At 73.5% G+C, this 14,856-nt stretch carries 2 protein-coding genes and 1 pseudogene; all 3 read right to left on the reverse strand.

Annotated elements, in window-relative coordinates; translation table 11 throughout:
• Window positions 1–1,367: 1,367 nt before the first annotated feature.
• Window positions 1,368–13,821, reverse strand: a pseudogene (locus tag OHO27_RS03940) (WXG100-like domain-containing protein); the annotation flags it as partial.
• A gap of 117 nt (window positions 13,822–13,938) precedes the next feature.
• On the reverse strand, window positions 13,939–14,316 hold the full coding sequence (locus OHO27_RS03950) for a hypothetical protein (RefSeq protein WP_328420329.1): 378 nt from the start codon (window positions 14,314–14,316) through the stop codon (window positions 13,939–13,941).
• Window positions 14,317–14,318: 2 nt separating this feature from the next.
• Window positions 14,319–14,777, reverse strand: a complete 459-nt coding sequence (locus OHO27_RS03955) for a YbaB/EbfC family nucleoid-associated protein (RefSeq protein ID WP_328420331.1) — start codon at window positions 14,775–14,777, stop codon at window positions 14,319–14,321.
• Between the last annotated feature and the right edge of the window lie 79 nt (window positions 14,778–14,856).

Here is a 14,856-nt window from a genome sequence, read left to right on the forward strand (position 1 = left end):
CACTGCGGCATGCGCCAGCCGGGGAAGAACGTGCCGTGGGTCCCGGATGCCTGCACCCGGTGGCCGAGGGGGCGCCCGATGTGCTCGTTGACCGCCTGGTAGGCGAGGTCGCAGGAGGCGCAGGCCATCTTGAACCCGCCCAGGTCGAGCATGTGCGGGTTGTTCGGGTCGCCGGGGCTGTTCTGCCAGTGCTGGACCCAGTGCCCGAGCAGGGTCATCTCGCCGTGTTCGGAGCCGTACGACCCGAAGGCCGGGGTCGCGTCCCGGCCGCTGACGTTCAGGACTGTCGGGTTGGCCAACGCCCGCTTGACGAGGTCGAGTTCGGGTGAACCGCGGTGGTAGAGCCGGTACCAGCCGGTGGCCAGGGCCCGCAGCTTCGTACGGTCCCGCATCTCCCGTGCCATCGCGGGCCGCCTGCGGGCCAGCCACCGATCGTCGCGCCGCCACTGCTGCTGGTCCGCCGTCAGGCTTCGGCGGTCCTGCCGGAGGAACTCCTCCTCGTTCGGGAGGTTGTCCCACTGCTGCTGCAGCTCGTCGTTCCAGGCACCCGACTCGTACTGTTCGTCCAGCCGCGTCTGGAACTCCGCCAACTCCTGGGCCCGCTGGTCGAGTTCCTGCTGTCGCCGGTCCAGCCGCGCCCTGCTCTGCCGGTGCTGCTCCTCGTCCCGGTTCCACTGCTCCAGCTTTCGCTGCCGCGGAGTGCCTGCCGCCTCCTGACCGGTGACGAACCAGCGCAGTTCCTGCTCCACCAAGGCGGCCTCTTCGCTGGTCAGCGCCTTCGCTCCGGTGTTGCCCGCGATGCCGAGGGAGCCGTCCGGCAGCAGGGCGACGGCGATGTGCGGGGTGACCTGGGCGTCCGCCTCGCGGTTCTCCTTGCGGAGGGCTTCCTTCACCAGGCGGGCCACCCGGTCCAGCATCCGCAGTGTCACCTCGCGGTCCCGTGCCGAGGTGCCGGTGGGGCGTGTCTGGGTGAACGGGCCGCCGGTACCCAGGCCTAGAGCCTCGCGCAGGTCGTCGTAGTCCTCGGTCCGGAGCCGGCCGACCTGCTCCGCGTGGTCCAGGGCCTCGGGTACGCCGATGCCGGTGAGCTCGGTGAAGGCACTGTCGAACGCCACGTCCGGGAAGCCGCCGAGCGCTGTGTTGCGCCGTCGCACCACGTCCAGCAGGGCGTCGACCCGAGGTTCAGGCTCGGCGAGGAGGTCGGCGAACCGACTCGCGAACTCGGTCTCCGGGCCGGTGAGTACGGCCGCCTTCTCGGGCGCGGAGTCGTCGTCGGAGTCGAGGTCCATCTCGACGTCCGACTCCGAGTTTGAATCCGAGTCCGAGCCCGTCTGCCCCGTGCCGCCCACGTCCTCCATGTCCATGGTGGGGTTGTTTCCGGACAGCGTGCTCAGGTCGAGGGCCTCCTCCTCGGCGGTGAGGCCCGGGAGGCTCGGGACGCTCGAGGGGCTGGGAAGGTCGCTGCCCGTGGGGGACGGGGGCAGCGGGACGCTCGCCGGGTCCTGCTGGTCCTGCCGCGGCTCGGGTGCCGGGGTGCGCAGGATCAAGGGGACGAAGTCGCCGCCGCGGCGGCGGAGTCTCAGGTGGGGGCCCGCTTCGCCGGACGGTCCGGCGTAGGTGTGGGCGGTGCCGTTCTCCTCGATGAGGGTGACGGTGGCGCCGGTCGCGGCGGCGGCCCACTCGGCGACCGCGCGGTCGGCCCCGGGGCCCCAGGGGGCGTCGGCGAGGTGGCGGCGCAGCTGGCCGTCGCGGGCGTCCTGGCTCGGTGCGGGCGCCCCGGGCAGCCGGCGGGGCGGCGGAGGCGTGAAGAGCGAGTCCCGCTCGACCGGGGTGCCGGGGAGGCCGTTCAGGCGCATCAGCCGGTTGGGCGGCGCTCCGGCGCGGCTGCGCAGTCGGGCCGCCTCGTGGCTGTCCAGGCCCGGCTGGTCGGCGGCGTGGTGCAGTGCCGTGGAGAGCGCGGCGAAGAAGCCGTTGCCGCGGCCGGTGGGGGTGCCCTGGGCGTAGGTGGCTCCGTCGGGTGCGGTGAGAATGCCGTCGCGGTCGAGGCGGTAGCGCGGGTCGCTGCTGTCGGCGGGCGGCATCCAGGGCGGGGTGGCGTGGCTGCGGTGCGCGGACTGCTGCTGCGAGGTGGGTCCGGTCGTCGTCCCGGCGGTGGTGGAGCCGGCCGGGGCCGGCAGCGGGGTGGCGACGGGGGGCCGGGTGCCGGGCCGGAGGGCGGCGTGGAAGAAGCCGTCGGCGGCGAAGAGGACCGGATCGGTGGCCGGGTCGACGGCGGCCGGATCGGCGCCGTGCGGGAGGAAGAGCTGGTCGCGGCCCTCACCGGTCACCACGGTGAGCGGGGTGCCCAGGACCCGGGCGGCGAGGGCGGGCAGCAGGTCGGCGCCGCCGTGGTCGCCGGCGCGGCGCTCGGGCGGGGCCGGTTCGCCGTCGGGTTGCCCGGTGCCGTCCTGCCGGGGCTCGCTCGTGAACGGGCGGAGCATGGCCGCGGTGGCCAGCGCCACGCGCTGAGCGGGGGTCGGCCAGACGGTCTGCGGGAGCCGGCCGAGCCCGTCGAACTCGGCCTGCTGGGCGGGGCTCAACTGCACGCCCGCGAAGTCGAGTTCAGCCTGGGTGAAGGTGTCCGCGGCGTCCAGGGCGAGAGCGTCGAGCAGGTCCGCGTTGCTGTCCTCGCCCAGGGCCCAGGCCAGGCGGTTGCGGGCGGCGCGGACGGCCCGCTCGGTGACCGCCGGGTCGCCGGGGGCGGCGGTGAACCGGCCGGCGAGATCGGTGCCGAGCAGGTGCGGCAGCCGGCCGCGGTCGTGGGCGGCGGCGAGCAGTGCGTGGAAGAACGAGGCGCCATCGTGCGGCATGTCGTGCACCTCGCGCACGGTGGTGCCGTCCGGCGAGGTGAGGGTGCGCGGGATGGAGTCGGTGCCGTCAGTGATCGTGTACGGCTCGGGCGCCTCGGAGCGCCAGTCCGGCGCGGTGTACTCCTGCTGCCGGTCCGGCACCGGGACCGAGGCCGAACCCTGGTGGTGGGCGGTGAGGCGGGAGGCTGCGAGGTGCAGCCGGTGGTGATCCGCGGCGGCGGCGTCGGTGCGCTGTTCCCAGCGGCGTACCTCCTCGCGGGCGGCCTGCCAGGCGGCGACGGCCGGGGACTGGGCCATGGCCTGCGGCAGGACGGTCGGCCGGTCGGGGTGGTCGTCGCCGAGCGCTGCCTGTTCCCCAGCGCTCAGGTCGAGCCACGTCTCGCGGGCCCGCGCGCGGGCGTCGTAGTAGCCCTTCTCGGCCGCGGCGAGGTCGCCCGCAGCGCCCGCCAGGTCGTCCCAGGCACTGCCGACCTCGTCGGGGAACGTGGTGTCGTCCAGGAGGCCGTAGTCGCGGGCGATGTCCTCGCGCAGCCAGACCAGGGCGGTGGTCTCCGCCTCGGCGGCCCGGGGTCCGCGCTTGGCCTTGCCGAGGACGTGCAGCGGGCGGCTGTCGGTGATGCGGTGGTCCACCTCGGCCACCGACAGCCAGCTCACCGGCAGCGCGAAGAGCATGGTGCGGTCGGTGACGACCTTGAGGTGGGTGCCGAGGGTGGTGTCCACGGTGCCCTTGAGGGCGGTGCCGTCGTTCGCGCCGCCGATCGGGATCGCGGCGCCCGGGTTGGTGACGCCCGCGTTGCTGTTGCCGGCCAGCGGCGATGTGCCGACCACGCCCTCGACGTTGTCGGTGATGCCGGCTTCCAGCGCGTCGGAGGTCTTCGCGCGCTGCATGGCCTCCATGCGCGGCTTGTTCTCCACGGTGAGCAGCCGGGCGCCGCGGCGGTGCATCTTCGCGTACAGGCGGGAGTCGGCGGTGTGGGACTGGCCGAAGAGGCGGGCGGAGGCCTGGGTGGGCAGCGCCGAGCCGTTCGCGCCGAGCGCCTCGCGGAAGCCGGCGGTCAGGCCGACCTGTGTGGTGGCCTCCTGCTGGGCCTGGGCGGGGGCGGTGCCGAGGCCGGTGAGCGGGGTGAGGCGGGCCATCCGGACGCGTTCGCCGAGGGTCCTGCCGGTGTGCCGTTTGCCGAGGTCGCTGTCGCCGAGGCCGTCGGCGCGGGCGGTGGCCAGGGTGAGGGCGTCCTGCACGTTGGCCGCGCCGCGGATGTCCACGGCGAGGATGCCGGAGCCGATTTGGTCGTCGAAGGGCAGGACGTCCGAGTCGCCGGGGTCGCCGCTGCGCCAGGCGGCGATGCCGTCCGGGCGCGCCTGATCGGCCGTCAGCATCCGTACCGCGCGCTCGGGTTCGGGCACGTTCTGCTCGGTGAGCGCGCCGTCGGCGCCGTCGCCGTCCGGGGTGAGCAGGCCTGCGGGGAGGATCTCGTTGAGGCTGCCGACCGGGGCGACGGCGCGGGGGGAGAGCGGTTCGCCGGTCGCGTCCGTCATGGTGACCGTCAGGGTGTAGCTGGTGACGATCTCGGCGTGCGCCTGGGTGGTGGCGATGTTCGGCATCAAGGTGCTGCCGGCGGTCTCGGTGCGGGTGCTCGACCGCTGCTTGGCCGCGGTGCCCTGGAGCGAGGGGTTGGCGAGGAGGACGCCGCTGTCCACCGCACGCTGGCCCACGCCGAGTGTCACGTCGGCGCCGCGGTCCTGGGAGGAGTTGTCGGCGTCGTCGCGGGCGGTGGTGCGGTAGTCCTCCAACTCGAAGCCGGTGCGCAGCCGCTCCACGGTGGTGGTGACCGGCGTCAGCTTGAACCGGACCTGTCCGGGGCTGCCGCCGACGGGCAGCCGGAGCGGGCTGGACCAGGCGCGGTAGCGGACGGGCAGGGTCATCCCGTCGGTCGTCAGCTCGTGCAGGTTGGCGCGCAGGAAGTCCGGGGAGAGCCGCTGGAGGACCTGCTCGCGGTCGTGCGAGGGCACTCCGATCTTCTCCAGCCGCCCCATCAGCTGCTGCGCCGCGTGGCTCGCGTCGAGCTGGCCACTGGGGTGGGTGGGGAAGCGTCGGCCGCTCAGGAAGCCGGGCAGCCGGTAGCCGCCACCGAGGTTGCGCGGGGTGCTGGTGCCCAGGCCGTCGGGGGCGAGTCCGGCCTCGATGGCGTCCTGCATCGGCAGGTGGAACATCACCGCGTCGTGGACGCGCTGGAGCGCGGCGGCGGCCCGGCGCGGGGCCAGTCCGCGCCCGACTCGCTCGGAGAGCCGGCCGGCCGCGGAGCTGATCCGGTCCCCGGCGCGGGTGCCGATCGCCCCCATCGCGGCCGTCCACCGGTCCCGTACGGCGACGGTCTCGGCGGCGTCGCCGACCACCAGGTACATGCGCCCGGCGAAGGTGAGGGTGGTGTTGCGTCCCCGGGTGAGGGTCTGCGAGACGCTGCGGCCCTTGCCCCAGGCGTACTGGAGGGCGGTCGAGTAGGAGCCGACCACCGCCGGTTGGCCCGGGGCCTGCTGAAGCGGCATGTCGGTGCCCTGGACACCGAGGGTGGTGCGTGAGGTGGTGCCGGCGCTGCCTGCGACGCGGTGCTCGTTGCCGATGGTGGCCTCGAGGCTGGCGGGCTTCGGGTCGCTCTTGACGCGCAGGTTGTGCAGTTCGCCGCGGACGGCGGCCTTCAGGTAGTGGGTCTGGAACGGTCCGGCGCCGTTGAGCCCGGTGATGCGTGAGCCGAACGGGCCCAGGTACTGGCCGAGTTGGCCGGCCACGTTGAGGTTCGCCATCGCCCGGCGCAGCGCGGTGCGCACCGGGGCGCCGGGCGCGCTGACGTGCCAGGAGGTGCCCGAGGCGCGGTCGGCGGTGTCCTGCACGAGCTGCTGGCGCTGCGGGCCGCCCTCGGCGCTGAGCACCACGTGCGGGGCGCTCAGCAGTCTCCTGGTGAGCTGTCGTTCGGCCGATTCCGTCCTCGGCAGCGGGCGGGTGCCGTCGAGGAGTTGGTCGGCCTCGAGGGCGGAGAGCCGCTGCGGTGCGGGGGTGGTGGCCGCAGGTGCCGTGACCGGTCCGCCGGGCGGCGGGTCGGCGGGGGCGTGCCGTTCGGAGCCGTGCGCCACGGGCACGGCCAGTTCCACGCGGCCCACGGTCTCGCTGCCCCGGTTGAACAGCGGGCGCTCCTCGACCTTGCTGACGAACACGCCGGCGCCGAGCAGGCCGACCGAGGCGAGCCGGGCCCACCCGCGCGGGCGGCGGTGGCCCTCGAACGAGGCGCCCAGTTCCACCTGGTAGCTGTAGAGGTCGGCGCCGTTCTGGAACGTCAGGTGGTCGTGGGTGACCGCGACCGTGTTCCGGGTGGCCTTCTGGTCGGTCTTGGCGTAGCGGACGCCGACGGCCACGTTGCCGGTCTGGCGCGGCACCCCCGCCTCGGGCGCCTTGTCGTGGTCACGCGGTGAGATGCCCAGCTCCACCCCGCCGGAGAGTGTGGTGGACGCCTGCTGCCCCTGGCCGGAGATCTCGGTGCCGATCACAGCGTTGCGCAGCGACCGTTCGCTCATGGTGGTCTCGAACCGCCGGTCGCTGAGCCGGGCCCGCAGGATCAGGGTGTGGTGGCCGCGGCGCACCTTGCCGTCCTCGGTGAGGGTGACCGGCACCCCGGTGGTGGTCAGGTCGTCCAGACTCTGCGCGAGGGTGGGCCGGTTGAGCGCCTCGCGGACCTGGCGGTCGTTGTGCAGCGCGGTCCGCATCCGCCCGTCGCCGTACCAGAACTTCGCCAGCCGCGGGTGCCGCAGCATCAGCGGCGGGACGAACAGCGACGGGTACGAGCGGTGCAGGGTCTCCAGGACGGTGTCCGCGAAGGCACGCATGGGGTCTTGGGGGGCGGGGGCGGCGGCGGGCTGCCCGTTCTGGTTCTGCTGTTGGTTCGGTACGGGGTTCTGCGGGCGGTCGGGGCGGAAGCCCTCAGCGCGGACCTGGCCGCTCAGGTGAACCGGGTCCTCGCGGGTGAGGTACCACGGCACCGGAGGCTCGGCGTCGGGGTTCGGGCCCGTCTGCCCGGGCGTACGGCTGTCCCAGCCCGCGAGCCGGCGGGCGTCCTGGGTGGAGATCCAGTCCAGGCTGACCACCCGGACCGGTCGGGCCGCGGACGCCGGCTCGCCGGCCTTGCGCACCATCAGGGTGCGCTCCACCCGGTACAGCGCGACCGGGTGGTTGCGGACGCGGCCGGTGGTCTTGCGGGCGGCGTCGGTGCCCAGGTAGTGGCCGCGCCCGGTGCTGAGGTCCGCGCGGACCAGTGGGCCGCCCTGCAGACGTACGTCGGTCTCCGGGCCGACGAGGGTGTAGTTGGGGCCGGCGGTGACCTGGACGCCGAAGCGGGTGTCGCGGGCGTGGCCGCGCTCGTTCTGGTACGTGGTCTGGGTGAGGTCGCGCAGCTCCGCCTTGACCGATTCGGTGACCAGGGTGGCCCGGTGCGGGATCGACCGCTCGACGACCAGGTGCCCGAGTGGGTGCTGACCGCTCCCCCGGGTCAGCTCGGGTCCGCTGACCGGCCCGGAGAACCGCCCGAACAGCGCGAGCAGCCGCCCCGGCCGGACGTACGAGACCAGCGTGCGGTGTGCCGAACTGCCGGGCCGCGCACCGGAGATGGCGAGCGCCAGGTCCTCGGGCGGGTCGGTCAGATGCAGGCCGGCGGTGTCGCTGACCCGCGGTTCGACGCCGTCCGGGAAGGTGAGCGTCTCCGGAGCCCGCCGGGGTCCCGCGAAAGGCACGGTGAGGTCGTCCGGCAGCCGCCAGCTGAGCCCGTCCCGCATGGCGAACTGCGCGGTGTGCACCGGGCTGCGCTGCCAACCGGGGCTCGTGGACGGTGAACTGGCCGGACCGGGGGTCTTCGGTGGCGCCTCGGTGACCCGGTCCACGCGCACGCGGTAGTGGACGTCGTCCAGGTGCAGGTGCGAGCCCTCGTGGGCGCGGTGCTCGGTCTGGTGGTACGCCTGGGTGCCCTGCGTGTAGTCGGTCCTGCGGGTCCAGCCCAGGGAGACGCCGATCTTCAACAGCCAGTTGAGCGGCGGGCCCATGCTCAGCGCGGCGGCGATCCGGCGTCCGTAGCCTACGCTGCGCCCGCCGCCCGTACCGGCCTGGCCGCGCCGCATGGTGTCCAGCCGTACGGTGCCGCCGTGCACGTCGGCGAAGCGTTCCCAGCGGTGGTACGGGACGGCTTCGACGGTCATCTCGTGGCCGACGCCGGACCTCTCCCGGCCCACGAAGCGTGCGCCGCGCGGCGCGGTGAAGGCGCCGGGCTGCTCGGTCAGCAGGCGCAGCAGCTCCCCCTCGTCGAACTGGTCGCGCAGCTTCTTCGGCAGCTGCCCGAGGATCTCCTGGGCCACCTGCTCGGGCGAGCGCAGGGTGAGGACACCGGGGCCGGTGAAGAGCCCGGTCGGGACAGTCCCCCGCGCCCCGTCCGTGCGGCCGTCCGGGCTCCCGCCGTGCGGATCGGCCTCCGGGCTGATCAGTACGGCGGGCAGCCGGCTGCCGTCCTCGAAGGTGACGGTGCGCGGGGCCGTGCCCGGCGGCCGGGCGTCCGGGCCGGTCAACAGCCGGGCCGGGCGGTGCCGTTCGAGCTGGGTCTCCAGCGGCACCGGGTCGCCCCGGTCGGGGGTCTCGGGGTCGGGGCGGTCGAGGTCGGTGATCCCGCCCATGCTGCGCAGCCACTCGCTGAAGGGGTCGGAGCCGTCCGGCTCCTCGGTGGCCGGCTCCGGGGTGGTGGCGGGGTCCGGTACGGGGGTGAGCGGGGCGTTGGCCGGGACCAGGGCGTCGTAGTGGTTGCTGCCGTTGTAGGCCAGGTGCAGGGTGCCGCCCTGCCCGCCCGGGTGGAGGGTCGTGACGAGGGGGTTCCCCGCTGACTGCGGGTCGTGCTGGACGAGCCGCAGGTCGAGGTCGAGGGTGTGCGCCAATGCCTGCGGGAGCAGGTCGGCGAAGGGAGAGGACCACAGCTCCGTGCGTTCGGCCGCCTCGGCGATGAGCCCCTCGGTACCGAGCCGTCGCGCGTCGGCGGGAGTGGGGGCCACCTCGGCGAGGCGCGGGTAGCCGCTGTCGCGGAGGATGCGCCGCCACTGGCGGGCGTCGCCGTCGGTGACGACCGACTGCGCGATCCGGTTCCAGCGTTCGGTGATCCGGCGCCGCGCGTCCGGGTCCCGCACCCCGGCGACGGCGGTCATCCGCAGGTCGTCCACCACGGCGAGCACCGGGTCCGGCATCGCCTCGGCCGCCGCGGTGGCCAGTTCGGACCCGGTGAACCGGTCGCGCAGCATGCCGCGCAGCCCGGCGACGTTGCGCGCCGCCCACGCGGGCGGTACGTCCTGGCTGCGCGCGCTGTCGAGCAGTGCCCGGAAGAGGCAGTTCCCGTCGCCCGGCGTGTCCAGCCGCCTGAACTGCGTGCCGTCCGCGTCCACGGTGTCCGCCGGGCCGGTCGTGGTGGCGCCCTTGCTGTACAGGGTCAGGTCTTCGGCGAGGCTCTCCGGGCGGCTCGGCGTGGAAGCCAGGTCGGGTCTGCGGCGGGCGAGTTCGGCGGTGTCCTCGGGGCTGAGGGCCAGCTCGGACAGCGGCAGCGGGGTGTCGGAGAGCGACCAGGTGACCTGCGCGGCCGGAGCGTAGGCGAGACCGCGCACGTCCTCCGGCGAGACCAGGGTGGCCGGCGGGAGCGCGGGTGGCGGCGGGGGCAGCAGCGCGTCGAGGGTGGTGTCGGGTCCGGCGGTGGCACGCAACTCGGCCGCCGCGCCCAGGAATTCGGTGTACTGCTCGACGGTGGGGCCGGCCGCCGGATCGACGACGTCGGTACCACCCGTGGCACCGACCCGATCGGTGACCATACGGCGCAGCAGATCGGGGGTCATGCGGCCGTAGCCGTAGCGTGCGGCGGTGTCCGGGCTCAGCCAGCGCAGGCCGTCCACATAGGCGAGACCGGCGAGCAACTCCCGGTTGTCCGGGCGCTGTTCGGCGTCGGTGCCGAGGGCATCGCGCAACGTACGGATCTGCTGGAGAGTACGGGCCCGGGCGAAGGCGTCGGCCGGTTCCGGACCCGTGTGCAGGCCGGCGTCGCGCGCCAGCGCGTCCAGGTCGGCGCCGCTGGGCTCCGGGGTGAACAGCCGCCACCGGCCCGGCCCGTCCGGCCCCTCGGTGAGCACCGGACGGACCTCGCCGTCCCGGTCCCGGACCGTGCCCACCTCGGTGGTCGGCGCATACACCGGCCGCCCGGTGCGGTTCGCCACATGCTGGGCCACCGGCAGGCCCGCCACCTCCGGCTGCCGCCCCGTCTCGCAGGAGAACAGCACCAGCGGCCGGTCCTGATCGCCTTCCTGCGCCCAGGACTTGAGCACCTCGCCGAGCTGCACACCGCTGACCTTCACGGTGGGGCGCGCCGTGTCGTCGGTGCCGAGGGTGACGGTACGGGGGGTGCCGTGCCCCGCGAAGTAGTCGGCGCCCTGCTCGGTCCCCGAGCCGGGAAGGGCGGTCGGCGGGCCGGTGAACACCGTACGGGGCGGGGGCTGGACGGAGTGGGGCCCCGGGGTGAGGGGACCGGAGGTGGTGCGTACACCGCGGAAGGTGTCCTGGCCGAGCAGAGCCTGGCGCGCAGCACTGTGCGACGTTCCGTCCTCGGCGGAGCTCTGCGAGATCGTCAACGTCTGTACGGCACGCCCGGGTTGGGGCTTCACCGCCGCGCCCGGCACCCAGCGCCGCAGCTGCTCGACGGGCACCGTGTGGCCGTCCAGGGTGGTGACGTACGGCTCGCGGACGGGTTGGGTGGAGCCGTTCCCGTCGTTGGCGGTGCCGCCGTCGTCAGCGCGCCGCACGACGATCCGTCCCGGTGGCGGGGGTGCCACGGGGGTGTCGCCGGGGCGTTGTCCGGCGTGGTGGGCCGGGGCGGGGGCAGCGGAGTGCCGTCACCGCCCGGGCCGCGCCCGCCGCCGTCCGGGCCGGTGGCCTGTCCCCCGGCCCCGTTGCCATGACCCGACTCAAGGTGCAGGTCGGTGACCGGTTCGGTCCAGGGGCGGGACAGGGTGGCGAGTTTGGCCGCGGGGGGTTCGGTGGTGACGGTGGGGACGACCTTGGAATCGGAGTCGACTCCGGTGCCGTGCAGCGGGGTTACGGTCTCGGTGAGTACCTTCGGGGGCAGGGCCGAGGTGGTGATCACAGGGCCGCTGTCGGTCGTCGTGGTGCTCAGGGTGGCGGGACGTGCCGCGGGGCCGAGCGCGTCGGAGAGGGGCAGCAGTACGTCCGCGCCGGGGAAGGCGGTCTCCGTGCTGACCGGGGTGCCGTCCGGCGTCATGGCGGGCGGGGGGCCGGTGAGCGGACGCACCCGGACCGGGGCGCCCGGCCCCTCGCGGGTCAGCTCGACGGCGGCGCGGACCGGGCGCCCCGCCCCGTCGGGTGTGACCGCCGGCCCGAGCACCACAGCCCGGTCCGTCCCGGCCCCGTCCAACAACGCGACGGCCTCCGGCGACCCCTCCCCCGGCGGCGGCACCTCCGAGACCACGATGGTCAGCGGCGGTGCCGGTGTGACGCCGCTGATGCCGTGTGCGTCGCCCGTCTCCCCGATGGCGCCGGTGCCGGTGGTATCGGCGGTGTCGGCGTACGAGCCGGTGGTGCTCACCTTCGGCGGAGTGGCGTCGGCCTCGGGGAAGAGGTGGCCTCCGGCGAGGACGTGGCCTCCGAAGAGGTGCTGGTCTCGGGCGAGGGCGTCACTTCCGGAGAATCCGTGACCTCCGGCGAGGACGTCGTCTCAGGAGATGCCGTGACCTCCGGAGAAACCGTGACCTCCGGCGAGGACGTCACTTCCGGAGAATCCGTGACCTCCGGCGAGGACGTCGTCTCAGGAGATGCCGTGGTCTCCGGCGAGAACGTGGTCTCCGGCGACGGCGAAGTCTGCGCAGAGCCGTCCGTCGTCGTCTGTGAGTCCTCCACCTGGGCCGTGCCGTCCGGGGTGCGGGTGGCCGAGGGCGGCGGGGCGGAGGAAGCCGGGGTGCCACCGGTGGCGGGTACGCCGCCCGGCCTGGCGCCGGTGGCCGTTCCGGGCGTTGCGGAGTTGGCGGGGCCGCTGGAGGCGACGGGGCCATCGTCGGCTTGTTCCGGCGTGGGAGCCGTACGGTCGTCCTGCTCGGCTGCCACCTCCGGAGGGTTCTGGACGTTGCTCTCCGGGGCCCCCGTGGTGGTCAGCGGGTCGTCCACCGTGACCGGCGTGCCGAAGCCGTCGAGGGCGCGGCGGACCTGGTCGGCGTCGACCTGGGCGGCGGGGCCGTTCCCGGCGGGCACCACCCTGACCTCGGGTACCTGCGACAGGTTGCCGTGCACGCTGTCGCGGACGCCGATCTCCGTGCTGCCGGGCGGCTCGGCGCCGCGCAGGGCGGCGATGTCGCGCAGCGCCTGCTCGCGGACCTCGGCGGGCCCGTTGTGGACCTGCTGCCACAGCGCGTTCTCGGCGGCGGTCACGGGCAGCGTGCCCGGGGAGTACGGCGGTGGGTCCAGGGGCGTGTACAGCGGCGGGTTCTCCGCAACGTAAGGCGGAGGAGACTGGCTTCCGGTGAAGTCGCCCTGCCCGGTGTTCTGTTGGGCGACGGGCTGGGGTGAGGTGGACGAGGAGCCGACGCCGCCCGGGGTGTTGACGGTCGAGGGGCCGTCGGTGCGGTCGGTGCCGTCACCGTTCTGGGAGCGGGAGGAGTCGGAGGAGTCCCGCGTGTCGGAGTCGCCGGTGTCTGTGGTGTCACCGGAGACGGTCGGCGGCTGGTTGCGCATCTTGTCGATGACGTGGCGCAGTTCGGCGCCGCTGTTCTGGGCGGTGTCGGTGAGTGTGGCCTCGACCTGGCTGCTGACGCCGGCGCCGACGAAGGTGGACCAACTGGTGGACCAGTCCCCCTCGAAGGCGCCCTTGATCAGGATCTCCGCGAGTGACTCGCCGGCTCCGGCGGCGAGGAAGTCGGCCGTCCCCTTGATTCCGTAGTGCCCGGCCAGCGCGCCCGGCCGGTCGGCGTTGTTGCGCAGGAGCTGGTTGTTGCGCCACAGGTCGGGGTTGTTCCGGAAGGAGAGCGGGTCGTTGCGGAACGTCACCGGCGGGTTGTTGGTGAGGTTGGGGCCGTTCCCGTTGGGGTTCGGGGTGGGGTCGGGGCGGTTGTTCGGGCCCGGCCCTGGATCGGGGTCCGGCTTGGGGTTGGGACTGTTGTTCCTGAAGTCGAGGTCGGGGGTGTTGCGCAGGTTGGGATTGGGGGTCGGCTTGAAGTCGAGGTCCGGCCCGTTCTTGAGGAAGTTGTTGTCGTAGCTCTTGACGATGTTCTTCGCGAAGTTGTCGAAGATGCTGGTGAAGAAGCCCGCGGCGGCGCCGAACGCGGCGGACTTGAGGATGTCGTTCCAGTCGAACCCGTCGGGGCGGCGGCCGTCCGGGGCGAAGTTCATCATCGCCAGCCGCACCGCGAAGGTGGTGAACGCCTCGGCGAACGCCTCGGTCAGCGAGGGCGCTATGTGCAGCCGCTGGAGCAGATGGGTGAGCGTGGTGAGGATCAGGAACCGGCTGCGCAGTTTGGCCATCATGATCTGGCTGGCCGAGGCGCCGCCGGTGAAGAAGGACATCGCCAGGTAGATGGCGATCTCGATGAGCAGCCTGATGACCTCCGCGATGACCTGCCACTTGGACTCCATGATGTCCATGGAGGTCTTGCGCCGGCCCTCGGCGATCTTGTCGAGCTGCTCGGCGAAGTCGCGCAGGTAGTTCTTGCCGCCGTCGTCGATGAGCATGCCCATCGCCTTGGCGTACGACTTGGCCAGGTCGTCCGGCATGACCTCGGCGATGTCGTGGACCGACTTGTCGATCAGTGACGACATCCGGTCCAGCTTGCGCCCCAGTCCTGAGTAGGGCCGTCGGCTCTCGTAGGCGAGGTCCTCGTCGGCGTCGATGAGCTTCTCCCCGGTGAGGATGAAGATCATCGCGTTGACCTCGGGCGATGCCTGGATGCTCATCGGGGGCCGTCCTGGAGACCGTGCGGGCAGGACGCAGCGGCCGCTCCCGGCGTGGTGCGGGAGCGGCCGGCGGTGCCGGGATCGTCAGCGGCGGCCATGCCCGCCCGGGCCGCCGTCGCCGTCGAACCCGTTGGTCTCAAGCCGGTTGTTGCCCTGCTCGATGTCCTCGAGGTTGCGGTCGCGGGTGTCCTTCATCATCCGGACCTGGCTGACCGTGGCGTCGGTGATGCCGACCAGCGCGTCGCGGATGGACATCATCGTCTCCTTGGTGGTCTGACGCTCCTTCTGCTCCTGCGGCTTGGCCTTCTCGGCGAACTCGCCTTCCGTGCCGGGCCACCTGACCGTGGGCGCCAGTTCGTCGAGGAACTCCTCGGTGATGCTCGTGGCGAGGGTGCCGATCTCCTCCAGCTGCCTCGCCAGCGCCTCGATGCGGTGCGGGTCGACGTAGTACCGCTGCCCCATGGTCAGTCCTCCCCGTCCTCGCCGAGCGCGTCCCGCCAGGCAGGGGAGGCCGCCTGGCCGTCGCGCGCGGTGTCCTCGTCGTCCTCGCGCAGCACCTCGGGACCGAAGATCTGCTCCCAGTCCAGCTCGAAGCCCTTCAGTTCCGGCACGTTGCTGCTGGGCTCGGCGAAGGGCGCCATCGCCTTCATCACGTGCCGGTTCATCTTCAGGCGGGCCGCGTTCGCCGCCTCCAGGACGCTGGCGGCCAGCTCCTGGGGGGACATGTCGCGGTACTTGTTCTCCAGGAACTCGATCCCGGACAGTTCACCCTGCGGGCCCACGGTGGCGCGGACCGCGCGGTCGGAGGAGAGCACCGCGAACGACGCCTGCCGCAGCTCGCGTTCGGTGCGCGCGACCGCTTCCTGGGCCGCCTGGAGTTCGGCCATCGCCTTCTCGAGGCGCTTCTCCAGCGGTTCCGTCACGCTCGCTCCTGCCCTTCTGCGTCGACCGGTTCATCAACTGCCCTGCTGATCTTGCCTGGTGAGGCTCCCGCTGTGGAAG

It is taken from the genome of Streptomyces sp. NBC_00443, assembly GCF_036014175.1.
In the GTDB taxonomy this organism is placed as follows: domain Bacteria; phylum Actinomycetota; class Actinomycetes; order Streptomycetales; family Streptomycetaceae; genus Streptomyces.

Coding starts and splice junctions, on each gene's coding strand:
- OHO27_RS03950 (WP_328420329.1), bottom strand. CDS start 14,316: ATGGGGCAGCGGTACTACGTCGACCCGCACCGCATCGAGGCGCTGGCG.